Here is a 23319-nt window from a genome sequence, read left to right as displayed (position 1 = left end):
AATCGCCTTATCCCAGCCCGAATCACCAACGGTGTACCAAAAATGCTGCAACGAATCACCCACACCACGCTCATACACATGATGCTGACCATCACCAAAATACGAACGACCACTGGACAACGAAACATCGACCATGCCCGTTTCAACAATGTTGGTGTACCGAGCCGGCGTGTAGAGACTGGCGTAGCTGCTGGACCAACTGTCCTGGACGGTGTCACGGCTTCCGGTCTGCTCGATGACGACCGGCTGGGTATGCGCCGAGTCGGCCCACTCGACGAACAGCGCGACGTGGTTCTCGGCCGGATCGCCAGTGTGCCGCAAAAGAGCGTCACCGGGCTGGAGCGAGGACCGGGTGATCGGATACGACTGCAAGTCCAGGTTACCGGTCCAGTACGAACTCCCGGAGCCGCCGAGGCCCCAGGCCATCGAGACGAATCCGGAGCAGTCGGTGCGGTAGTCGCCGTAGCTGTTGCGGTAGCACCGCTCCTGGCTGTACGGGATACCCACGCTCAACCAACTCCGGGCGCGGGTGAGCACCTCGTTGCGGGTGAGGTGCCGGTCCGTGCCGTTGTCGCCGCAGGGAGTCGGGGTCGTGGTGACTGTGGCGAGGGTGGTGCTGCCGGTCAGCGGCGGCAGACCTGGGTACGACGGCAGGGGCGGGTCGGCCGGCGTGGCCGTCAGGACTGCGGCAGTCGCGGGCGACATCGCCTGCGGCGCGGCGAATAGAGCCAGCGTGACGACCAGCCCGACCGCCAGTCTTCGTACGAGTCGAACGTACATCTACTGTGGTTCCTCCCCATCGGTGCGAGCGCCGCCGCGCCCGCCATACACGGAGTCTGCGGCCCGCGACTCCTCGTTCACTGGAGGACAGAAACCCGTACCCCACCCGTACTAGGCTGCATGCCGAACGGATCACAAACGGGCGGGAGTCCATAGTGGAGGATGCAGGCGGTCTTGGCCGATTGATCCGTCAATGGCGGCAGGATCGTGGTCTCAGCCAGCGGGAGCTGGCCGGTCGAGCGGGACTGAGCCTTGGCGCGATCCGCGATCTGGAGCAGGACCGCAGCAACCGTCCACGCGTGCGGTCGAGCGAAGCTCTCGCCGACGCGCTGGAGCTGAGCAATGCGGATCGCGGCCGCCTGCGCCAGCTGGCACTCCGTCGGCTCCCCGAGCCGCCCGCGCGACCCGGACCCGTACGGATCTCCATCTTAGGCCCGCTCGCCGTCGAATCCCCATCGGGACCGATTGATGTCGGCTCGGGACGCCACCGGGTCGTCCTGGCGCGGCTCGCGATGACGCCCTACCATCCGGTCAGCCGCGAGGAACTGATCGAGGTGCTGTGGCCGGAGGGGGCACCGCCTTCCGCCGCGAACGTTCTGCAGACGCATGTCAGCCGCATACGCCGGATTCTCGAACCGCGACCGGGCAACGGCGCCGCGACGCTGTCCTGGACGCCGGGTGGTTACCAGCTGCGGATGGACGAGAACAGTCTCGACGTGGTCGACTATCGCAACCAGTTCGCGGCGTGGCGGCGGTCGTCGTCGAATCCACAGCGAGCGTTCGACCTGCTTCAGTCGGCCCTTGATCTCTGGCGCGGGCAACGGGCCGCGGAAGACATCCCGGAGCTGCAGGAACATCACCTGGTCACTGCATTCACCGACGATCTAATCGAGAGCACGATCCAGCTGGCCCTCCTCGGTCTCGCGGTGCAGCGTCTGCCGGAAGTGCTGCCGCGGCTACGTCGCCTGGCCGCTCGTCATCGCTGGCATGAGCCCCTGCACGCGCAGTTGGTAGTCACGCTCGCCGCGTTGGGCCAGCAGGCCGCGGCACTTGACGTGTACGAGGAAATCAAGCGGCGCTTAGCGGAGGAGCTGGCCATTGAGCCCGGCGCCGCGCTGGTGGCCGCGCGGCAGGCCGTGCTGGCAGGGCGCTGGGAGCACCATCCGCGTGCCCGCGAAGACCGCCCGCGCACCCCATGGGAGGCCCCGGCACCACCCGCCGACTTCATCGGGCGCGCTGAGCAGTTGCGTACTCTCCAGAGCCTGTTTCGATCCGCGCTGCGCAACGCGGGGGCCGCCCGGCAGGTCACCTGTGTTCTCTCCGGCATGCCCGGGGTGGGCAAGACCAGCCTGGCACTGCGGGCCGCCGAAAGCCTGCGCGACGACTTCCCAGATGGGCAGCTCTACATCGACCTGCGTGGAGCCGAGCGCAAGCCGGCCAGCGTCCTGACCGTATTGGCCCGACTCCTGCGCGGCCTCGGCATGGCCGGTCATGCCATCCCGATTGAGGTTGATGAGGCATGCGCCCTGTATCGCACGCTACTGGCCGAGCGGCAGGTCCTGGTAATCTTGGACAACGCCCGCGATGCTGATCAGCTCCGCATGTTGCTGCCGGGTGGCGGCGGCAGCGCGGCCCTGATCACCAGCCGGCAGCACTGCGCCGACCTACCTGGCGCCGTGAACCTCCATCTGCCGGTTCTGCCGTTGGCGGAGGCCGTCGACATGCTGGGCGGCCGGTTCAAGTCGGCATGGACAGCTGCGGATTGGAAGGCGGCGACAGCGCTCGCCGAGGCGTGCGGTCGCCTCCCGGTCGCACTCCGAGTGATCGCGAGCCGGCTCGCGGGGCGCCCGAGGCGCACACCGGTGGAACTCCTTCGTTCGCTGGCCGATGGCCGACCACCGGCGGGCAATGCGGCAGACGCCGCCTTCGATCTGAGCTACCGAGAGTTGCTGCCCGGGGCGTCGCGGCTATTCCGGTCGGCGGCGCGGTTGCCGGGCGCGGCCTTCTCGTGCGGGGCCGCGGCGGCCCTCATCGCTACGGACGCCGACGCAACCGGACGGATACTGGACGGTCTGGTTGCGGAGAACATGCTGGAAACGGCCGGTCCCGACAGATACCGCTACCACGATCTTCTCCGCCGCTACGCGCTCGAAGTCGGAGCGGTGTACGACGACGCCAGCGAGTCGGCGGCTCTGCTCCGGGTCGCCGACTGGTATCTCACCCGCACCGCAGCCGCAATTCGGCTTGTCTATCCCGCGATGGTGCGGTTGCCCACCGAGGTCGACGTGACGGTCATGTGCTTTCCTGACGTCACCACCGCGACCGCCTGGCTGGACGAGGAGGTGGGAAATCTCGTAGCGCTCATTGAAGCGCTTGCCGGTGACCTACATCGAGCGAGGGCATGGCAACTCGCCGATCAGCTACGCGGCTACTTTTTCGTACGGCGGGACGCCATTCCCTGGTTGGCAACCGGCACGGCCGGCTTGATGGCGGCCGAGGCCGCCGACGATCGCATGGCGCAAGCTGCCATGTACCAGACCATCGGCCAAGCACATTGGTCGGTGGGCCGGCATCGGGAAGCGCTGGAGGCGTACCGGTCGGGCGTGGCCGCAGCGCGCGACAGCGGCTGGCTGATCGGCGAGGCGTATCTGTTGCACAATCTCGGGCTGGTGCATGCCGAGCTCGGCATGACGGACGATGCCCACCAGCTTTACCAGCACGTCCTTGGCGTAGGTGGGGGAAGCGAGTTCGCACACATCCGGGCCGTCACCCTCAACGACCTGGGTGTGATGTGTACCGAACAGGGCCGGCTGCGCGATGCCGTCGAACACTTCCGGGCCGCCATGGACATCAACAGCGAAGAGGCGCGGCTACCTTCCGCCATGGCGAACTGCTCCAACCTCGGCATGGCACTACGCCAGCTTGAGGAGTTCGACTCAGCGCACGAGCACCTCACGCGGGCCCTCGCTTACTACCAGGAGACAAACAACAAGGACGGGCAGATGTCCTCCCTTGACGAGCTAAGTCAGCTGTATCAACAGCAGGCCGAGTGGAGCGCCGGCGTCGACGCCGCCGCACACGCCTTGCGGATCGCCGAGCACCTGGCAAATCCGAAGGCGGTCGCGGGGGTGTTGAACACGCTCGGATCCGCGCTGCTCGGGGCGCGCGCGGTCACCGAGGCGCGGGCGCGTTTCCGCGAAGCGCTGGAGCTGAGCCGTGATCACGGGTATCAGTACTTCGCCGCCCAAGCCGGCATCGGAGCGGCAAACGTGCTGCTCAAGCTGGGTGCGATCGACGAGGCGCGGGATACCGCCACCGAGGCTCTCGAGATCGCGCGCCGGAAGGACTACCGCATCTTGGCCGGCGATGCGCTGACGACGTTGGCCAGGACGGGACTCGCCGCCGGCGACCCGCACGCGGCGGCCGATCAGTGCGGTGCCGCACTTGTCTTCTATCGATTAACGGGAGTACCTGGCCGCCTTCGCGAGCTGGACCTGTTGACACGCGAAATCGACATTGCCCTGCAGCACGATGATCCCTCGGTAACGCGGTGACCTCATGCGCAGCGAGCTCAGACGCCGCGACGACGACCGGTACGTCGAGCGGGCAGCCCCCGACTACCTTCCGCAGAATGTCCGCTCCTCCTCCAGCTCCCGGACGCGCCGCGTTCTCGTCCTCCACCGATCCCGCCGCCGGCACCGCAGGCCGCCCATGGCGCCCGACGCTAATCATCAGCGCGGACCCAACTGCGCAACGTCTCCGATTGCACCCGAGGTCTTCGGAGATTTGCGCGATCGTCGCCGACCGAGATGCCAACGCCGGCTGAAAGTTCCCCACGACCACGCCCGGCCAGCCAACCGTCGAGCGCCGCCGCTGAATCGACGGCAACGCAGTTCGCTGGGATGACCCGGTGGCACGAGGCCCACCGCAGCCGAAACGATTCGATTGGCAGGGAGCCATGCCAGCGGTCCCAGCGCGCTGGTGCTATTGACGAAGGACGTCATCGGCCATCAACTTCAGAACTTTGACGTGCCCGATGGTCAGCTTGCGGTGGGCCGGCTCCTGGTGAACCGCCAGGCTGGCGGTGGCCGCCGGCACGAGACCGGTGCGCAGCGCGTCGAGCACCTCCCGTCGCCCCGGCGCGGACAACTCCGAAACCATGACGGCGCCCAGGTTGTGCTCCATGACCTGCCGCAGCTCCTGCCGGGTCGGCTCGTCCCCGACGGTGCCCAGCAGGAACTCGATGACCCACTCGAACAGACCCCAGCTGGCCGTCCAGCCGTATTCGTCGGAGACGAAGATGGTGCTAGCCATCAGCCCTCACGATCAAGACGTTCGGGCCGAGCGGTGCGATGAACTTCCGGACCTGCTCGGGGGTGAACTGGGCGACGCCGACCGGCCGAAACGCGCCTTGAGCAGGTGGTCAGGAGTCTGGGTCTGCAACGTGAGCCACTGCCTCTCAAAAAAATCGGCCGGGAAGTTGCCGACCGCATGGTAGCCGGTCGCGGTGATCACGCTTGGCAACCTTGTCATCTCTTTGTAACCGGCGGACCAGTCACGGTGCTCGCGATGGGATGCACTCATGTTCTGGTGAAGCCGAGTGCCCGGTATCCGGGCATGCGACGTGGGAGTGAGGCGGCGAGGATGGGTGTGGCTGGGTCGTGGTAGTCGTGGACCTCGGCGAGGTCCTTGCGGTGCCTCAACCTGTGCACCAGTACCGGCCACAGATAGTGCACCGCTGCTGGATCGGCGAACTTCGCCAACCACCCTGCCCCGTGATTGCGGTTCAGTCCGCGATGAATCGCCTCGGTGTCGAGTCGGATCAAGTCTGCCGTGGCGACTGCCTTGATCGTCCGGGGAACACCTGAGCTCACGGCGAGAGTTTCCCATGCGACAACGAGCCTCACGACACGCCGATCCCGGGCCGCCCGTTCCCGGAGCGGCCAGGACGAAGGTCAATGCAGACCGACAGGCCCAGGGCCATCAGAAGATCGTCGGGCAATGGCTCATCCGGCCCCGTCGAACGCCGGCAGCGGATAGGCCCCCGCCGGCAGGGTGCTACACCGGCCGTCGGGGGCCGGCTTTCGTCAGCGTTGGCCGAGTAGTTGTGCGGCGAGCTGGTTGGTGGGCTGGTCGGGTCCGCTGTCGAGGTCGGCGAGGGCGCTCGTCAGTGCGCGGAGCACGGTGGTGATGCCGTCGGTGTCGCCCAGGGCGTGGCGGGCGCGCATGGCGGCCCGGTAGAGCTCTTCGTTGTAGCGGTCCAGCCGGATGGCCTTGTCGAGCAGGTCGGAGGCGGCCTGCGGGTCGGTGGCGAGGAGGTCTTCGGCCAGCAGCAGGTGGGCTTCGGTGGCCCAGCGGCGGACTTTTTCGCGGTAGGGTTCGATCCATTCGTAGTCGCAGCCGTCTGCCAGGGGTGCGGTGTAGAGGTCGCAGGCTTCGCGGAGCAGCTCGGTGCGGGCGGGCGTGGACGCGAGCCGGGCGCGGGTGAGCAGGTCGCGTAGCTGCCAGAGGTCGACCTGCACCGTGCCTGGGTGGAGGCGGTAGCGGCCGACGGCGCCGCGGCGCAGGAGGTATCCGCCGGGCAGCGGCCCGCCGGCGCGGCCAAGGACGTGCCGCAGGTTGGAGGCGTTGGTGTGGACCTGCTGTTTGGCCTGCCGGATCCGGGCGTCGGGCAGGAGGTATTCGGCGATGGTGTCGGTGTCGGCGCCGTCGGGGTGGCAGGCGAGGAAGACGGCCAGCTCGGCGGCCTTGCCGCGCAGTGGGCGACCGGGCAGGTGAACGTCGGGAATGCTCGGCGGCCCGAGGACCTGCAGCCGGACCGTGGCGTGGCCGTCCGGGTCCGCGGTTTCGGGAACAACGTCGACCTGCTGTGGCGCGGGTGCGGGTTGGGCGGCCTCGTCGGGTGCGGGCTGTTCAGCCTCCGACTCGGGGGGTGGGGCCGGCCTGGGTTCGGGTGGTTCCCCGGTGTCGGCTTCGCGGAGGGTGGCGAGGATCGCCACCGCGGTGTCGACGTCGAGCAGCGCGGCCGGATCTCCGAGGATGCCGGCGGCGCTGCCGTCCGGCAGCTGGGTGTGGCCATCGGCCGTGACCGTGAGGGTGGGACCGTCCGGCCAGGGTCCGAGGAGGATGGCCCGTACGCCGTGGGCGGCGCCCAGCCGCAGCGCGACCCGGAGCCGGTCGGTGTGCTCGGCGGCTGGAGCGGGCGCGATGAGCACCAGCGGCGGTGATCCGTCGGGCTGGGGTGAGCCGTCGAGGTCCGTGCTGGCGTGTTCGTCGGCGGTGCGGGCGCGGTGCAGGATGTGCGTGTCGAGCAGGGTCATCGTCTCGTCGAGGGTGTCGGTGAGGTGCAGCCGTGGCCAGGGATCGACGGTCGCACCGTCGAGCAGAGCAGCGAGGGTGGCCCGGTCGAGGATGACGTCACCGCGCTGTTGTGGGTGGCTGGGGCTGCCGGCGGCGAGGGCTGTGGTGAGGACGCCTCGGGCGGCGGCGTTCGCGCCGGGTCCGGTCAGTCCGAGGCCACCCGGGGGTGGGAGCGGCAGGTCGGGCACGTCCGTGGCCTGGGCGGTGAGGTCGCCCTGGGCGGCGGTGTCGGGGTTGCGCCTGACCTGGCGGTGCATCTCGACCACCGGGGCGGTTAGCTCCGGCAGGTCGCCCGTGTGAGCGGTGTGCCGGCGTCGCCGGTGCAGCCACACCCGCGCCACGGCGGCGGCGAGGGCGGCAGCGAGGGCCCACGGGATGAGGCTCCCGCCGGGCAGCCGGACGCCGTCGCTGTCAGACCGGGCGTGGTCGTCGCTCGACGGCCGCTCGGCCGGCGCGGTCGACGATGGCTCATCTGCCAGTGGTGGCACTGGTGCGCTGGGCAACGCCGCGTCGGGCGTGGGAACGGGCGGCGGCTCCGGTGCGGGCCGCCGTGGCGGTGGGATGGTCCGGTGGCGGGGCGGTACCGGGCGGGCGGTCGCCGGTGGGGTGGCGTCGGCGGGCAGTCGAAGTTCCCAGCCGGGGTAGATGAGGTCGCAGTCGCGCAGCGTCCCACCGCCGGTGAAGTGCCGGTGCTTGTTGAGAGCGCAGATGTCGGGCCACCTGTCCGCTTCGCCGAGCCACTCCCGGGCCACCTTGGACAGGGTGTCGTGCCGCTGCACCACGTAGCTGTACTGGGTGTCGCCGACGACGATCAGCGCCGGGCCCTCCGCGACCGCCTGACTGGGCACGCTCACCGCCGTCGGCGGCGGGGTGGGCGCCACGGTGGGGCGGGCGGTGGCGGTGACGGCGAGGGCGGCGCTGCCGGCCAGGCCGAACATCAGCCGGTGCAACGGGGCGGGCAGCCGTAGCGCGGGGATCCGCCACCGGGTGAGCGTGCCGAGCAGGTCCGCGAGCAGGAGCAGGGCAAGGACGGCCCAGATCAGCCACAGCGCCCACACGGCCGCGCCGATCAGCGTCTGGTCGGTGAGCCGGTCCTCGAAGGTGCCGAACCAGTCGGTCACCTCCTTGGAGGTGGGGAGCCGATCTAGGGGGTTGCCGAACGCCTGCCACAGCAGCGCCGGCGGGCCGACCAGGAACACGACCGAGGTCACCAGCAGCCGCACCACCCGCACGGCGGCATTCAGCGTGCGGAACGTCGGCGGCCGGGACGGCGGGCCGGGCGGGTCGAACACGGTGGGCCGCTGTCCGTAGTCGGCGGCCTTCCGTGCCGCGTTCGGTGACTGCCGCGCCATCGCCCCTCCCCCCGCCGCCGACTCCGTCACTGTCCGCACTACCTGACCATGGCCGGCGCCTCCACCATCCGCACCAGGTTTCTCACCATACGCAAGCAGAAGATCACCGACACCGGTGGATGGTTGACGATCGACTCAGGGCGACCAGACTCGAGCCATGCCCAGCGGGGGAACCCATCTGAGCGTCGACATCGCCTCCGGCGACATCGCCGCCATGCTGTGGCGCCGCGACACCCTCGTCCCGGTCCTGCTCGACGGGCAGCCCACCATGCCGCACGGCATCTGGTACGACCCCGACCACCAGCAGCCGTACGTCGGAACAGCCGCCCAAACGGCGGCCGCCGCCCACCCGGACCGCTACCTGCCCGACCCGCTACAACGCCTCGGCGCCGGCACCCTCGACGGGCATCCTGACCCGGCCGACGTCGCCGCGACGCTGCTGCAGCACGTGGCCGCGCAGGCCGGAGCCCAGGCGGGCGACCCGGTCACCGCGCTCACCTTGGTCATCCCGCCCGCCTGGGGTCCACGCCGCCGCGACCTGCTCACCGACGCCGCCAGCCGCGCCGGTCTGCCGGCCCCGGTCATGGTCACCGCACCGGCCGCCCTCGCCGCCACCGGCGACCCGCCGCCCGCCGGATCGTGCGTGCTGGTGTGCCAGACCGACATCCACCCGCCCTGCCTCACCGTCCTGCAAACCGGCGACACCGGCTACCGGGAACTGGCCACCACCACACCCGCGACCACCGACCTCGACCAGACCCTCGCCGAGCAGACCCTCACCGGCACAGCCGACCCCACCCTGCTGCAACGGCTCACCCAACCCACCACCCCCGAGGATCAGCACGCCGCCCGGGCCTACCGGCAGTCCGTCCGGCATGCCCGGAACCTGCTGGCCCACCAGGACCGCGCACCGGTCCTGCTCCCCCACCCTCACCCGCCGACGGTGGTCACCCGCGACGACCTGCACGCCGCCGCGCAACCCTTAACGAAACAGGTCGCCGCCGCGGTCGTGGACGTCCTCGACACCGCCGACGTCGCCCTCACCCAACTCGCCGCCGTCATCGTCCGGCAGGACACCGACCTGCCCGGCCTGGTCGACGCCATCGCCGCCACCGTCGGCGGCCAACCCACCGTCATCACCGGGCAGCCCTACGCCGCCGCCACCGGCGCCCTCCGCCTCACCAGCGGCCGAGGGCACAACGCGCCGACCGCGGCGGCGGCACAGCTGCCGCGTACCCGGGTACGGATCAGCGACCTGGCCGCCACCGCCATCATCGCCGCCTGCTCCATTGCCCTGCTGGTCCAGGCCACCCTCACCGCCACCGAATACCCCACCGACGTGCGCACCTCCCGGCCCCAACTCGGCGCCGCCGGCACCCTGGCCCTCCTCGCCGGCTACGCCGTCGCGCACCTGGCCCCCACCAACTGGCTCACCACCCCCGACCCCGGCACCGAAACCAGCACCGGCGCCCTGATCCGCCGCGCCTACCTCGGCGCCGCGTTCCTCGGCACCATCACCGCCGCCCTCTACGGCCTGGCCGTCGGCGCCCACTTCGGCTACTGGGTCTACGGGCCCTTCCTGCGCTGGATCCTCATCCCCGGCCTCCCCCTCGCCGGCTGCGCCGTCCTCATCGCGCTGACCGCACCCCGCATCAACGCCGACGGGCTCACCGACTGGCTGCGCCGCACCCGCCCACCCGTCCTACCCATCGCCCTGGCCACCGCCGGCATGCTGCTCATCCAATCCGGCCTCACCTACACCGCACCCGCCAACCTCACCAACAGCCCCGCCCTCGTCAGCACCATCGGCGCCGCGCTGCTCGGCATCGCCACCGCCTGGATCGCCACCACCAGCCGCCTCCTGCGCATCGCCACCGCCACCGTCCTCGGCCTCGGCTACGCCATCGTCGTCACCTGGCTCACCAGCCAAACCATGATCATCGGCTTCCTCATCGTCACCACCTGGTGGGCGCTCCGCCTCACCGCCCACACCCTGCGGCTCGCATTCCCCACCACCGGCGACGCCCTCCGCCGACTCATCCGCAACGCCACCAGGTAGCCCCCCTTCTTTGGTCGGTGTTCGGCAGCCGGGATTCGAACCCCTAACCCCAGCCTTGCAAAGATCAAGACTACTGTCGGTTCGAGTCGACTAACGTAGCTGACCTGCTCGGCTTGTCGGTTGCCGTCGCTCGTCACCCACGCCCGTCGGCTGGCTTGGCCGTACCGATGGCATACAGCCAAGCGCTCTCGCCCTTGCGTCCGCCCCCGCTTGGCTTCATGATCCGCTCACCGGGAACGTGAAGGAGGAGCACATGGGCACCTGGGATGACGGCCCGTTCGACAACGACAGCGCCGCCGACTGGTGCGGTGACCTCCACGATGCCGATCCGCCTGCCCGGCCGGCAATGGTTCGTGCTGCTCTGACAACGGCAGCACTGAATACCGGGTACCTCGACCATGACGACGCCGCCTCGGCCATCGCCGCAGCGGCCATCGTGGCGTCTCAGATGCCCGGCGGAGACCCGATAACCTCGCCGTACGCGCCGGACTTCCTGCTTGCTGGTGAATCCCTTGACTTGGACGACGACCTGCCACAGCTGGCGGTCGAAGCACTTGACCGGGTCCTCGGCGACGACTCGGAGTGGCGGAGCCTGTGGGGCGAGGCGGGAGCGAGTGAGTTCCCGCAGATCAACAAGCTCCGCGCGGTGCTGTCCGGTCCGCCCGAACTGCCCGGCCAGATCGCGATGCTTTAGGGAGCGCGCGCACGTACCGCTCCTCATGTCCTGCCGTCCCGCGCTCGTCACGCTGCCTCGGCCATCGATCGGGTGCTGGGCGAGGAGGGGACGGCGTGAGCCGCTTGGCTGTACGGATGGCTGTACTCGGAACGAGATCGATCAACGAAAGTGCTGGTGGAGCCGAGGGGACTCGAACCCCTAACCCCTGCCTTGCAAAGATCAAGGCTGCTGTCGGCCGCCGTCGGGCGCTGCCGCTGACCTGCTCGACCTGCCGGCTGTTGTCGCCTCTGGCTCCTGCCCGTCGGTTGGCTTGGCTGTACGGATGGCTGTACGCGCACTCGACGGACTTGATCGAGAAGCTGAGAAGATGCGGGCATGGTTGCTCCGGATGTGCCCCTCGCGGCGCTGGCGCGTCGCCACCTACCTGCTGCTGTCGCCGACGAGTGGATCGCGCTCATCCGACCTGCCCTGCACCTGCGACCCGCTGAGCCTGGAGAGCCCGAGATCGCTCGTTTGGGTGGCGTTCCCGCTCTGCCCGAGGACTTTACGTGGCCGCTATGGGAGGGGCGCGGGCCGTTGAGCTTTGTCGCGAGCATCGATTGCGGGCAGTTTCCCTCCGACGCGCTCGACATCGCTCTGCCAGCGGAGGGCATTCTCTTGTTCTTCTACCGTCACCCCAGGTGGGACGACGAAATGGTGATTGAGTCGTCCGCACCGGAGACTCAGGAAGGCGCTCGCGTCGTCTACCTACCGACAGGTATGCAGACCGCCGAACGAGAGCCGCCGGAGGGCGCCAATCTGTATCCCCTCGTTCGACTCGCCGCTGATGTCATCGCGAGCGGGCCGGACTGGGAACACCCAGCCCTCCGGGCCGCGCTCGACCGTGTCTCCGACGAAGACCAAGCGTTCATGGATGACCCGATGAACAGTGACCCGTTCCGGATGGCCATGGGCGAGCTCAGCCTGGAACTCGGCCCACAGCACCGGGTCGGAGGTTACGCAGACCCTATTCAGGGCTCGGTCGAGGTCGACGTCGCACGGGCGCAGCTCGGTGGCCGGGTGGCATACGACGATCCGGCCCTGCACCAGGAAGCGCAGCGGTGGACGCTGCTCGCCCAAATTGACAGCGACGACAACGCGGACATGGTGTGGGGTGATTGCGGAGCGTTGTACTGGCTCATCCGTCGCGATGATCTGACCGCCGAGCGATGGCAGGCGGCATCGTTTACCTGGCAGTGCTACTGAGAGCGGATCTCCTCGTCCGGCAGTCGTAGACCTTCCAGCCTCACGGGACGGGACAAGGTGGATCTGGGCCCGGTCTTCGCCGGCACCATCGGCACCGCGATGGAGCCGCGGAAGGTCAACCGGCGATTCGAGCAACTGGGGCGGCGGCTGTGAGCCGCTGCGGGTGCGCAGGTCAGGAGGGCGGATCGTGGGTGCGGCGCATGATCAGGCGACCCGATGGAGATCGCTGCCGTAGTCGAAGATGATCCCCTCAGCGCGCTCTGGCGCGGCCTACGTATTGGTGATCGCACGTGGTGAGGCCGCCGGTATCTGGTCTTTCGACCAAGAGACACCGTTGCGCAGACATCTTGGACAAGGTACGGGTTATCCGTCGCGCAGCAGAGCAAGGAGTTGACGGGTGAACGCGGTCGGATGGGTGGTGAAGCCGGCGTGCCCGCCGGGGAACGTCGTCACAGGCTCCCCGAGCCGCTCGGCCAACAGGACGGCGCACCGGTGCGGGAATGTGTTGCTGCTGGACACTCCGGCGGCAGGAAACACCGGAACCTGCAGCGCGGACAGGTCGGGCGTGAACTGGTCGAGCATCGGCGCCTCCCGGGTGAAGAAGAACAACGCGTTGCTTCTGGCTCGAACCGGGTCAACGACCGGAAACTGGGTGCCCGGCTCACGATCGTCGAGGTCCACCCCGAGGAGTGCCCGGAAGGACGCCATGGCCGCATCAGGGCCGCGCTCGCGCAGCTGGCCGATCAGGTCGCCGGGCAGCGCGGGCCGATCCGTCTCGGGCAGCAGTTGGACCAGTGGGGGCTCGTGGGCGATGAGGCGGTCGATCGCGGCGGGGTGACGGACGGCCAGGTCGAGCCCGATCACGGCACCGGTGCTGGTGCCGAACACAAGGGACGGTCCGCCGCCGATCGCGCCCAGTATCGCCGCCGCATCATCGCCGTGCGTCGCCACGGTGGGCACCATCGTCGGGCTGGCCATCGGGCTGCGGGCGTAACCGCGCCGGTCGTAGGTCACGACCGTGAACCGCTCGGCCAGCGCTGGTAGGAGCGCATCGAAACTGTTCGCGTCGCCGTGACCTCCGGACATCAGCAACAACACCTGACCGGACCCGCGGACCTGGTAGTACAGGCTGGCTCCGGGTACCGGCAGCATCGCCTCCGCGGTGATGATCATGGCTTCCCCTCCGGTTGGGGATGTACGACGGAGCGGATCGCGTCGTTGAACAGTGCCGGCAATCCAGTGACCGGGCCGTGATCGAGCCAGTACGCGATCGCCGCCCTGGCCGCGCCGAAGGCGGCGGCGGCGACCGTACGAGGGAGTAGGTCCCCGGGGCCGGTGCCCATCCGGTCGGCCAGTGCTGTCGCCAGAGACGTTTCACCGGCTTCGAACGCCTTGAGGTATTCGCCTCGCAGCGCCGGCGCCGACATGGCCAGCCGGACCTGGCGGAGCCACGACTCATCGAGTGCGCCGTCAAACCCGTACTGCTCAACGAACGCGGCCACCAGGGCGTCAGGCAGCGACTCGCGTGGCGGGCGACGGGACAGCCCGGCACCGACGGCCTCGGCCCGCTCGACGGCGACCAACATGATCGCCTCCTCCTTGCTGGCGAAATGATTGTGGAAGGTCCGTAACGCCACATCGGCGGCGGCCGCGATGTCCTCGATCCGGACGCTGCCCGGACCCCGTTCGACGGCCAACCGGAGCGCCACTCGACTCAGTTCCTGCCGGGTCGCCAACCGCCGCCGCTCATGGCGGGTCTGCCTGAATTCCACTCGACCAACGTAGCGCCGTAATGCAGTTCATGCAAGATTGCACGTTGTGCACGATCGCTCTTGAGCTGTCGTGATCAGATACCAGGCTGTGAGGTTGGACGAATGTCTGACGGGAGCCGCTGGGAGACGACCTGGACGCCGGGCTGTCGCGGGTGACGGCCACGCTTCAGGAGCGGACTTGCGGATCTGCTCGGCTGAGCTTCGGGGCCGCGATCCCACTGGCGTCAGGTGTCAGGTCCTCCGGCCTTCGACGCTGTGCGTCCGGGTCGTCCCGCAACCTGGACTGATCTGGGCCTTTACGTGGTGGAGCCGAGGGACTCGAACCGGGAACCTCCGGCAGGCCTCCCGTACCGGCGCTCTACCCGGCGTTTCCCCTACAGGGGACGTCCAGCCGGTCCGTTTGAGCTACTGCCGTCCCAGGGCCATGCATCGAGAGGTGGCGCTCGTTCCAGCACAGGACCGGGCCAGGGCCCGGCCGTGGGTTGCCGCCCACGGCCGGGCCGATGGGTTCAGGAGCCCCGTGCCCGGCGGCGGGCTGGTGGGATCGTGCGGGCGCCGGGCACGGGGCCGTTCATGGAGCCTTATCCGGCCGGTCGAATTCGCCGTTCTTCGCGCCCCTCATGAAGTCTTCCCATTCGACATCGTCGAAGACGAGAACCAGCCCGCCCTTGCCTCTACGAATGGAGACGGTATTCACGTTGTGCCGGACGAGGATGGAGGTTGAAAGCGCCGGGTCGGCCGACGACGATCTGAGCCATCTGCCCTCCAGGGCGGCTTCTGACAGGTACTGCTCCATAACGGTTCGCTCTCTTCTGGATTGAATAGCGGGAGTGGTCGTTCAGGGTTCGGCGCGGGGTCCGGCCGGGTCGCGTGGTCAGAGGGCGGGGTCCAGCCCTGCCAGTCACGTTCAAGCACGACTCGGGCCCTCTCGTGTCGAGGTGGGTCGCTGTTGAATCGCGTGGCGGTACTGCCTGATGACCAGGCGGGCCTTGAGGACCCGAGGGCATGTACCGCCGCTGCTGGGGCACGCGTTGCAGAGTTTGATCGTGTGGTACTCCAGCACGAACGTCGAGGCGATGATCTCCCACGGCGCGACTCCCGCAAGCCGCCCGGGCCGGTCCGGCCGGTCTGGCATCGCGACCGCGGTACTCACCGGCTGGTCCGCGCCGCCGCAGCCGCCCGCAGAACCGGCGCCCGGAACTCCGCGCCCAGGATCAGCAGCGCAGGCCGGGGATCCTCCGGCTTTGGCCGAGGCCTCGGTCTGGACGTGGCGTCTGCATCTGCCGACCGCCTCTCGGCGCCGAGCGCCGTCAGCACCCCGCTGCTGGCCGGCTCGACGGCCACCACGGGTCCGGGCCGATCGGACACGCCCGTCGCGGGGACAGGAACTCCCAACGCGGTGCTGATCTCACCGTCCCTGGGTTGGAACCAACGCCATCGCATACCCGACTCCTCACCCTGTGCCTGCTTGAGGGATCCGGAGGGCCCCAGCGCCGGAGACACATAACCGGGGACGGACCCTCCGGAGGCGCTGCGATATCCGCCCAAGGATTGCCAGCCAGGGTGATCCGCACATCGCCGCTTCCACATTGGCCGATGGGTGGCTATTCTCGGAAGAGAATGGGATCAGACAGAAGCGAGCAATTCTGACGCTGTACAGCCATGGGGAAACGCAAGCAAGATCTGGGAAAGGCTTGGGAATCCGATGGGAACCGGAAGCGAATTCCTCATAAGCGAACTCCGCGCAGCCCGCCAAGCCCGTGGCCTGACGCAGGGCGAGTTCGGCAAGCTGATCAACTATTCCGATACGCACGTCTCCGGAGTTGAGTGCAAGCAGCGCCCGGTCACCGCCGACTACGTCAAGGCCGTCGACAACGCCCTGCACACCGGCGGGGTGTACCTGCGGTTCTACGAGCGGCTCGGCGCTCCACAGTGGCTACAGAACTGGATCGAGTACGAGCAGCAGGCCGCCGCCCTGCGCTGGTTCGAACCCGCGTGGGTTCCAGCGGTCCTCCAGGTCGAAAGCTACGCCCGCGTTACCCTCGCAAGCGAACTGCTGCAACCGGAGGAGTTGGATCGGCTCGTGGCGGCCCGCCTCGCGCGCCGTGCTGTGCTCGACCGCGTCCCGTCGCCGATGCTCACGGTCCTGCTCGACCAGAACGCCGTCGGACGAGCCTCGGACGCCCAGCACAAGGCGATGGAAGAGCAGATGTGGCACCTCGTCCAGATGGCTGCCCGACCCAACGTCCAGATCCAGATCGTGCCGGAGCGCATAGGGATCTATACCGGACTGCAAGGGTCCTTCGTGCTCGCCGACATGCCCGACGCCCGCCGGCTGGCGTGCGTCGACAACCAGCTCCTGGCGCAAGTGACCGACCGGGCCGAGGACATTGGTACGCTCGAACAACGATGGGCGCGCATCGCAGGCGAAGCGCTCCCGCGTCCAGAGTCCCTAGACCTGATCAAGAGAGCGGCCGAGAAATGGAGCTGACCGGCGCCCAGTGGCGCAAGAGCACCCGCAGTGGCTCGAACGGCAACTGCGTGGAAGTCGCCGTCAACCTGGCCCAGGTGGTCGGCGTCCGGGACAGCAAGGACCCGCAGGGTCCCACGCTGGTCTTCAAGCCGGCCGTGTGGAAGGGCTTCGTAAGCAGCCTGAGGTAGGTAGTCGATCGCGAGCGTGGGCTGACCGAGTTGCTGGTAGCGCGCCCGCAGGGGCCCATCGCTGGCTGGTGCCGACGGTGATGCTTCCCGCCCTCTTCTCGGCAGGCTTGGAGCGCCTCTGGCCCTCTCGTGTCGAGATGGGTCGCTGTTGAATCGCGTGGCGGTACTGCCTGATGACCAGGCGGGCGGCCGGCGTCCGGGACAGCAAGGACCCGCAGGGTCCCGCGCTGGTCATCAGCCAGGGCTCCGGCAAAGTCCTGCGGTGTCCTCGGCCTGAGGTGGTTGGTGTAGACGCGTCCTTCTTGGTGGAGCAGGGCTGGCATGACCAGGTGACCAGCCGGGGTACCCGGCCTTCGCGTACGCGTTCAGAAGGTCATCGAAGTTCCTACGCCTGTTGACTGTCCACAGTCAGGCGGCCCCGTGTTGAAGGTTCCGCCAGTTCCCGCGCGTCCACCGAGCTGATCCAGGTGTGGAACTCGTCCGCCGATCGAATCAGCCGACCCGCGCCGCCGCGCAGCGCCACCGCGGCGATTCCCTGGGGTCCCACGTAGCGGTAGCACCGTTGTTGCCCGGGCACGGTCGACCGTGCTTACGCCATCGTGCTTGACACTCGATGTCAAGTACTTGACGATAGATGTCAAGTAGCGGAGGAGACAGCATGGCGCCAACCCACGAGGAACTGACCGCGCATCTCATCCGGTTGATCGATATCCGCCTGCTCGACCCCCTCGAAATCCTGGTCGACGGCCACGACGCCATCGACCCGCTGCGTGCTGTCATCCGAGAGCGGGCTCGATCCTGGGCCACCACGATCGTCAGCGGCGACGACCGGGCCGCCGTTGGCGTGATCATGCGCGCGATCTCCACCCTCTACCCGGGTGACGGACCGTTCGACCCACCCATTGACTGGTGGCGCAGCCCTTTCGGCCGGGCCGTCGCGCGCCGGCTCGGCCACCCGACCGCCGAATCCGTGTCGTACGCGGTGGCCGGCGCCATGCTCGGCATCACCCGCCAGGGCGTCCACGACCTGGTCTCCCGCGACAAGCTCGCCCGCCACCCCGAAGGCGGCGTGCGCTCCGCCTCCGTACGCGACCGACTGCTCAAAGAAGGAACCCGACGTGCCTGAGACCATCATCGACTCCGGGACCATACCCATCGCGATCCGCGACTTCGGCGGACCCGGACACCCGCTGCTGCTCCTGCACGGTGCCGGCGGCAACCTCGCCCAGATGACCACCCTCGCCGAGCACCTGCGCCCGACCCACCGGGTGGTCACCGTCGACCTGCGCGGTCACGGGCGGTCCGGCGACGGCCCGTGGAGCTGGGACGACGCACTGGCTGACCTGGCCGCCGTCACCGACCACCTCGGCCTCACCTCCCCGGCAGTGGTCGGTGTCTCCCTCGGCGGCATGCTCGCCACCCTCTGGGCACAGCGTCACCCCGAGTGCCCCGGTGCTGTCAGCCTTGACGGCAATCCGCCGCTGAACCGTGCCGACCAACTCGCCGGATTGGATCCGGAGCAGGCCGAGAGCGAGCTGGTCAAGCTGCGGGCCGTCTTCGACGGGATGGCCGCGATGCTGGCCGAACCGCTAACCGCCGAACAGGTGGCCGCCATGCTCGCGGGGCAGCGGGCCATGGCCCAGCGCTACGGAGCCGCAGCCGACGATTGGGTGGCGGCCTTCGAGCGCAACCTGGTGCCCGGCGACGACGACCGTAGCCGGCTCCGGCCGGCCCCGGACCTCACCCGGCAGCTCCGGGACGCCATGGACTCACTCGACCTCATGCCGGCCTACCGCGACGCCCGTTGCCCGCTGCTGCTCGTCCTCGCCACCGAGGACCTGCCCGAACAACAGCCTTTCCACAGCCTGTACGAGGCGTATCGCAAGGCCACCGCCGAACGGCTTGCCGCTGTGAACAACCCGTCTCTGCGCGTGTGGCATCTCGCCGGCGCCAGCCACGCGATGGTCGCCGAACGCCCGCAGGAGCTCGCTACCCTCATCACCGACTTCCTCAGCCCTCACGACTGAGGGCCACCCGCAGGCGCCCGCCTCCCGGCGAAGGTCGGACCCTGCCTGCGGTCATGAGGCCTACGGGAGAGACCGAGGTGCGGCGCACCGTCCAGGCGGCGTGGCGGATGGAAGCCGGGCGGGTTGTCGCCGGCTCCGCGGGGATCGTCCGCGACGGCGTGCCGGCCCCTGTCAGCCACTGCGGTGCGGTCCGGGGATGCTCTGGCCGCACTCGGATGGCAAGCTCGTGTCCCGTGACAACTGATCTCGTGAACGACCCTCTGCACGGCCCGCCCAGGTCCGCGCCCCGGGCTGCGGCCTGGAAGCTGGACGGTCCGGCTGCGGACGACGTCCGTCGCCCGCAGCCAGCGGCGGTGGCCAGCCTCCGCGCCGGAGCAACCCATGGACGCCGGGCGCTGCGGGCGGGCGGCGCGGACCTGGCCCTACGAGGCCGGGGCCGCCGGGAGGTTCGCTCGTGAGGGCGGTCATCGTCGCGGCCGCGGTCGCGTTCCTCATCTCCCTGTTCGGCACGCCGGTGGCGATCCGCGTCTTCACCGCGCTCAAGGCCGGGCAGCCGATCCGATCCATCGGACTGGCCAGCAACGAAGGCAAGAAGGGCACGCCCACGATGGGCGGCGTCGCGTTCATCGTGGCGACCGTCCTGGCCTACGTCGCCGGACACATCGCCCTGACCACCCTGCCCGAGCGACAGATCGCGCAGGAGGGGCCCACCATGACGGCCCTGGTCCTGCTCGGGCTGTTCATCTTCTGCGGCGTGGTCGGCTTCCTCGACGACTTCCTCAAGGTGCGCCGGCGCAACTCCGACGGACTGTCCGCCAAGGGCAAGCTGATCGGTCAGGCGCTGGTCGCCGGCGGGTTCGGCATCGCCGCGCTCTACGTGGCCAGCACCAACGGCCAGACCGTGGCCAGCGAGCACATCTCGCTCATCCGCGACATCAGTTGGCTGGACGTCGGCAAGGTCGGCTCGGTCATGGCGTTCGTCTTCGTGATCACCGCGATGTCCAACGGCGTGAACCTCACCGACGGCCTCGACGGCCTGGCCACCGGCGCGTCGGTCCTGGTGCTCGGCGCGTACGCGCTGATCGGCTTCTGGCAGTACCGGCACTGGTGCGCCGACGCCACGTACGCGCGGGCGAACGACTACTGCTACCAGGTCCGCGATCCCCTGGAGATCGCCATGATCGCGGCGGCGGCCGCCGCCGCCTGCCTCGGCTTCCTGTGGTGGAACACCTCCCCCGCCCGGATCTTCATGGGCGACGTCGGCGCGCTCGGGCTCGGCGGCCTGATGGGCGGCCTCGCGGTGGCCACCCGCACCACGCTGCTCTCGATCCTGATCGCCGGGCTGTTCGTCCTCATCACGATCACCTGGGTGATCCAGATCGTCTCGTACCGCACCACCGGCCGGCGGGTCTTCCGGATGGTGCCGTTACATCACCACTTCGAGCTGGCCGGGTGGAGCGAGGTCAACATCGTGGTCCGGTTCTGGATCGTGGCCGGCGTCAGCGTGGCGGTCGGCCTGGGCCTGTTCTACTCGGACTTCCTGGCGGTGATGGGATAGCGGCGACGTCGACAGACCCGCCCCGTACCCCGTTGTCCGGCACGGCGGACCCGGCTGACGGACGGCAGCCGGGCCGGCGCCCGTTCAGTAGTCGAGGGCCTGCAACGCCGTGGCGAGCGGCTCGAGCCCCGTGACCAGCTCGTCCAGCTCGTCCGCGGTGAGCGCCTCGTACGCCGGCGCGGCCGCCTCGTCGGTGCGGGCCTCGATCCGCCGCTTGGTCTCCCGTCCGGCGTCGGTGAACCCGCCGTCCGCGTCCACCAGGCCGCGGGCGCGTAGCCCGTCGACCACGGCGGCCAGCCGCGCCCGGGGCAGGTGGTGGGTGCGGCCGAACTCCTCCGGCCGCATGCCGAGGGACAGCGCGAGCAGCACGTGGGCCTCGGTGCCACCGATGCCGTGGGCGACCAGGACGGCGTTGTGACCGTCGCCGCGGTGCTCCCGCAGCAACGTCGCCGCGTGCCAGAGCCGCGCCACCGGCTCCGGCGGCACCGGCAGCGTCCGCAATCCGGCGTACAGGGCCCGGCCCTCGGTCGGGGCGCTGACCGCGGCCCTGGTGGCAAGCTCGGCCACCCGCGGCAGGGTGGGTGAGTCGGCGAGCGGGCCGAGCAGCTGCCGCAGCGCGGCGGCGCTGCCCCGCTCGCGTACGGCGACCGCCTCCTGCGGGGTGATCTTCCCCCACACCCAGGGGATGTGCCGGGCCACCTCGCCCGCGGCGAAGTTGTAGAAGACCGCGTGCACCACCTCGGCCGGCGCCAGGCCCAGCGGCGCGGCCCGACCCGCGAAGTAGCCATCCCAGTAGTCGCGCATCCCGACCGCCAGGAACGCCTCGTTGGGCACGTCGGAGAAGGTCACGGTGGCGATCGGCTCGATGAGCTCGAACATGCGGCGGACCTTGGCGAGTGGGTGCGGCATCGGTCATCAACTCCGGCGGTCGCGGCAGCGCCCTGCTGGGCTGCCTCTCACCCTGGCTACGAACGGCCCGACCCCAACCCGACACTCCCAAGCGACATCTGGTCCCGACAAGACCGCCTGGCTCGACCGCGCCTGACGAAATCGGGTTGGGCGAGCTCGCCGTCGTAGGGCAGGGTGCACCCATGAGCGGTCAACGAGAGGTCGGGTACGCCGGGATGTGGGCACCACCGGAGGAGGATCCGCGGCTCGCCACTGCTGCTGCTCCCGAGGGCGAACTGGCGACCATCCGGGAGTACCTCTCCCACTACCGCCTGACGCTGGGCATGAAGTGCGAGGGCCTTTCGGCTGAGCAGTTGGCCACCCGCTCGGTGCCGCCGTCGACGATGAGCCTGCTCGGGTTGATCCGCCACATGGCCGGTGTCGAGCACCACTGGTTCCACCGCACGCTGCAGAACAACCTGGACACCCCGCGGCTCTACTGGTCCGCCCAGGAACGTGACCTGGACTTCGACGGCGCGGTGGCCGATCCGGACGTCGTCCGGGACGCGTTCGAGGCCTGGCGGGCGCAGATCGCCGCCGCCGACGCGTGGCTGGACTCGCCGGTCGACCTCAGCGCCGTGACCGTCCTGGACGACGGCGAGCGCGTCGGTGTCCGCGACATCCTCATCCACATGATCGAGGAGTACGCCCGGCACTGCGGCCACGCGGATCTGCTCCGCGAATGCATCGACGGGCGCACCGGTCAGTAGGCCGCCGCACTCTGCTGCGCAGGTGGCAGCGGTCGGGCAGCCGGCAGTGCCCGGCAGCGGGCGGTCTTCGTGCTGCGGGACGTGCTCGACTGGCGGGCGCAGGACGTCGCCGAGGCGCTCGGCACGACGGTGCCGGCGGGGAAGAGCGGCCTGCAAGGCGCCCGGGCCACCATGCGGGCCGCGCTGCCCCGCGCCCGCACCGACTGGGCGGCCGGCGGTGACACCGACAGGCGGCAGCGGGAGCTGCTGCGCCGCTACGTCGACGCGCACCGGGCCGGCGACCACGACGCGCTGACCGCGCTGCTGCGGGAGGACCTGCGGGTGTCGTTCCCGCCGCTGCCGCTCTGGGTGGACGGGCGGGCCGCGTACCAGGAGGAGAGCCGGCGGTTCGCCGACCCCGGCGACTACCGGATAGTCGCCGTCGGTGCCAACCGACAACCGGCCGTCGCCGTCCTGCTGCGCCGACCGGACCATTCCCCGTTCCGACTGCACGCCGTGGAGGTGCTACGCATCGAGGCGGACCGGGTCGCCGAGATCGTAGCTCGGCAAATGTCGGGCTCCACTTGATGCGTGACGGATTGGTGCCGGATGACGGGTGACACGTCCGGCTAGGCGATCTTGTTCTCGTAGTGTTTGCCTGCGGCTCTAGTGGGGCGGCTTGAGTCGGGTCTGGACGGCGGTGAGGGCCTCGGTGGGGTTAGAGGCGTAGACCCGGTCTTCTGCTTCGATGAGGAAGGGTGGTTGCCCATTCGGACCAGTATCAACCTGCACGATGTTGGCGACGTGGCCGAGGCCGAGGAAGTAGACGTTGTCGTCGTCGGTGGGATGGGTCTTGCCGAGCCGCTCCACGACGAGGGTCGGGTGTTGTCGCCGCAGGGCGTCGAGCAGGTCATCCAGCGGGCCACCGGTTCGGTCGCTGGCCTTCCAGGCGCGACCACGCAGGGGTTCATCGGGCACGGGTCAGCATGGCATGCTGCCGTCGGCGCGACCCCGGCAACCGGCGTCACAGCCGCCGGTCGCGTGTGCGATCCCGGCCTCCCGCGCAATGCACGAGCACCGCCCCGTCCGCTTGGGCGACCGCCCGCCGAGCGGCGACGATGCGGTCCGGGGCAAGCCGCACGTTATCGGCCCAGGAGCACGGATGGTCCAGGTACGGCCCACACACGCGAAG

At 69.4% G+C, this 23319-nt stretch carries 19 protein-coding genes and 1 pseudogene; 12 read left to right on the top strand and 8 right to left on the bottom strand.

Going from position 1 to position 23319, the window contains the following annotated elements; genetic code table 11:
• A partial coding sequence (locus ACFFHU_RS09815; protein WP_512700660.1) for an NlpC/P60 family protein occupies positions 1 to 780 on the bottom strand: 780 nt, incomplete at its 3' end.
• A 155-nt stretch (positions 781 to 935) separates the two neighbouring features.
• Here ACFFHU_RS09815 and ACFFHU_RS09810 point away from each other — a divergent pair.
• On the top strand, positions 936 to 4334 hold the full coding sequence (locus ACFFHU_RS09810) for a tetratricopeptide repeat protein (protein ID WP_377337430.1): 3399 nt from the start codon (positions 936 to 938) through the stop codon (positions 4332 to 4334).
• Positions 4335 to 4764: 430 nt separating this feature from the next.
• On the opposite strand, the gene ACFFHU_RS09805 is transcribed toward ACFFHU_RS09810, so the two are convergent.
• Together ACFFHU_RS09805 and ACFFHU_RS09800 are read right to left on the bottom strand one after the other, a co-directional pair.
• Positions 4765 to 5094 carry a hypothetical protein gene (locus ACFFHU_RS09805; RefSeq protein ID WP_377337429.1) on the bottom strand — a complete coding sequence of 110 codons (330 nt, stop codon included), beginning with the start codon at positions 5092 to 5094 and terminating at the stop codon, positions 4765 to 4767.
• Positions 5095 to 5867: 773 nt separating this feature from the next.
• Positions 5868 to 8492 carry a BTAD domain-containing putative transcriptional regulator gene (locus ACFFHU_RS09800; RefSeq protein WP_377337428.1) on the bottom strand — a complete coding sequence of 875 codons (2625 nt, stop codon included), beginning with the start codon at positions 8490 to 8492 and terminating at the stop codon, positions 5868 to 5870.
• Between the two features lie 157 nt (positions 8493 to 8649).
• On the opposite strand from ACFFHU_RS09800, the gene ACFFHU_RS09795 reads away from it, so the two are divergent.
• The 3 genes from ACFFHU_RS09795 to ACFFHU_RS09785 all read left to right on the top strand — a co-directional run bounded on the left by ACFFHU_RS09795 (position 8650) and on the right by ACFFHU_RS09785 (position 12472).
• Positions 8650 to 10551 carry a hypothetical protein gene (locus ACFFHU_RS09795; protein WP_377337427.1) on the top strand — a complete coding sequence of 634 codons (1902 nt, stop codon included), beginning with the start codon at positions 8650 to 8652 and terminating at the stop codon, positions 10549 to 10551.
• A gap of 253 nt (positions 10552 to 10804) precedes the next feature.
• Positions 10805 to 11245, top strand: a complete 441-nt coding sequence (locus ACFFHU_RS09790) for a DUF4259 domain-containing protein (RefSeq protein WP_377337426.1) — start codon at positions 10805 to 10807, stop codon at positions 11243 to 11245.
• Between the two features lie 357 nt (positions 11246 to 11602).
• The gene (locus ACFFHU_RS09785) at positions 11603 to 12472 is read left to right on the top strand and encodes a YwqG family protein (RefSeq protein WP_377337425.1); all 870 of its coding nucleotides are present in this window, start codon (positions 11603 to 11605) and stop codon (positions 12470 to 12472) included.
• 363 nt (positions 12473 to 12835) lie between these two features.
• On the opposite strand, the gene ACFFHU_RS09780 is transcribed toward ACFFHU_RS09785, so the two are convergent.
• From ACFFHU_RS09780 to ACFFHU_RS09770, 3 genes are all read right to left on the bottom strand, one after another.
• Positions 12836 to 13645: an alpha/beta fold hydrolase gene (locus ACFFHU_RS09780; protein WP_377337424.1), complete on the bottom strand. Its 810-nt coding sequence runs from the start codon at positions 13643 to 13645 to the stop codon at positions 12836 to 12838.
• Positions 13642 to 14181, bottom strand: a complete 540-nt coding sequence (locus tag ACFFHU_RS09775) for a TetR/AcrR family transcriptional regulator (protein ID WP_377337423.1) — start codon at positions 14179 to 14181, stop codon at positions 13642 to 13644. Before ACFFHU_RS09775 ends, ACFFHU_RS09780 begins: the two co-directional genes overlap by 4 nt.
• A gap of 634 nt (positions 14182 to 14815) precedes the next feature.
• Complete coding sequence (locus ACFFHU_RS09770) at positions 14816 to 15040, bottom strand: DUF397 domain-containing protein (RefSeq protein WP_377337422.1); 225 nt, start codon at positions 15038 to 15040, stop codon at positions 14816 to 14818.
• 909 nt (positions 15041 to 15949) lie between these two features.
• Here ACFFHU_RS09770 and ACFFHU_RS09765 point away from each other — a divergent pair.
• From ACFFHU_RS09765 to mraY, 5 genes are all read left to right on the top strand, one after another.
• Positions 15950 to 16735: a helix-turn-helix domain-containing protein gene (locus ACFFHU_RS09765; RefSeq protein ID WP_377337421.1), complete on the top strand. Its 786-nt coding sequence runs from the start codon at positions 15950 to 15952 to the stop codon at positions 16733 to 16735.
• Positions 16726 to 16905: a DUF397 domain-containing protein gene (locus tag ACFFHU_RS09760; RefSeq protein ID WP_377337420.1), complete on the top strand. Its 180-nt coding sequence runs from the start codon at positions 16726 to 16728 to the stop codon at positions 16903 to 16905. Before ACFFHU_RS09765 ends, ACFFHU_RS09760 begins: the two co-directional genes overlap by 10 nt.
• A 658-nt stretch (positions 16906 to 17563) precedes the next feature.
• Positions 17564 to 18031, top strand: coding sequence for a hypothetical protein (locus tag ACFFHU_RS09755; RefSeq protein ID WP_377337419.1), 468 nt, complete (start codon positions 17564 to 17566; stop codon positions 18029 to 18031).
• Entirely contained in the window at positions 18024 to 18932 is a 909-nt protein-coding gene (locus ACFFHU_RS09750; RefSeq protein WP_377337418.1) for an alpha/beta fold hydrolase, read from the top strand. Before ACFFHU_RS09755 ends, ACFFHU_RS09750 begins: the two co-directional genes overlap by 8 nt.
• 454 nt (positions 18933 to 19386) lie before the next feature.
• Complete coding sequence (mraY, locus tag ACFFHU_RS09745; protein ID WP_377337417.1) at positions 19387 to 20490, top strand: phospho-N-acetylmuramoyl-pentapeptide-transferase; 1104 nt, start codon at positions 19387 to 19389, stop codon at positions 20488 to 20490.
• Positions 20491 to 20574: 84 nt separating this feature from the next.
• Here the strand turns inward: mraY and ACFFHU_RS09740 are convergent, their stop codons facing one another.
• Entirely contained in the window at positions 20575 to 21369 is a 795-nt protein-coding gene (locus ACFFHU_RS09740; protein ID WP_377337416.1) for a MarR family winged helix-turn-helix transcriptional regulator, read from the bottom strand.
• Between the two features lie 212 nt (positions 21370 to 21581).
• Between ACFFHU_RS09740 and ACFFHU_RS09735 the strand changes: the two genes are divergently transcribed.
• The 3 genes and pseudogenes from ACFFHU_RS09735 (at position 21582) to ACFFHU_RS09725 (ending at position 22715) form a co-directional block, all read left to right on the top strand.
• Positions 21582 to 22148, top strand: coding sequence for a DinB family protein (locus ACFFHU_RS09735; RefSeq protein WP_377337415.1), 567 nt, complete (start codon positions 21582 to 21584; stop codon positions 22146 to 22148).
• A gap of 60 nt (positions 22149 to 22208) precedes the next feature.
• A pseudogene (locus ACFFHU_RS09730) lies at positions 22209 to 22307 on the top strand (hypothetical protein); the annotation flags it as partial.
• Positions 22308 to 22319: 12 nt separating this feature from the next.
• On the top strand, positions 22320 to 22715 hold the full coding sequence (locus ACFFHU_RS09725) for a nuclear transport factor 2 family protein (RefSeq protein WP_377337434.1): 396 nt from the start codon (positions 22320 to 22322) through the stop codon (positions 22713 to 22715).
• 78 nt (positions 22716 to 22793) lie between these two features.
• Here ACFFHU_RS09725 and ACFFHU_RS09720 read toward each other — a convergent pair whose 3' ends face one another.
• On the bottom strand, positions 22794 to 23105 hold the full coding sequence (locus ACFFHU_RS09720; protein ID WP_377337414.1) for a hypothetical protein: 312 nt from the start codon (positions 23103 to 23105) through the stop codon (positions 22794 to 22796).
• Positions 23106 to 23319: the final 214 nt, after the last annotated feature.

Source organism: Plantactinospora siamensis (assembly GCF_042434095.1).
In the GTDB taxonomy this organism is placed as follows: domain Bacteria; phylum Actinomycetota; class Actinomycetes; order Mycobacteriales; family Micromonosporaceae; genus KBS50.
The sequence above is the reverse complement of the archived record's forward strand: the minus strand, read 5'-3'. Positions and strand labels throughout refer to the sequence as shown.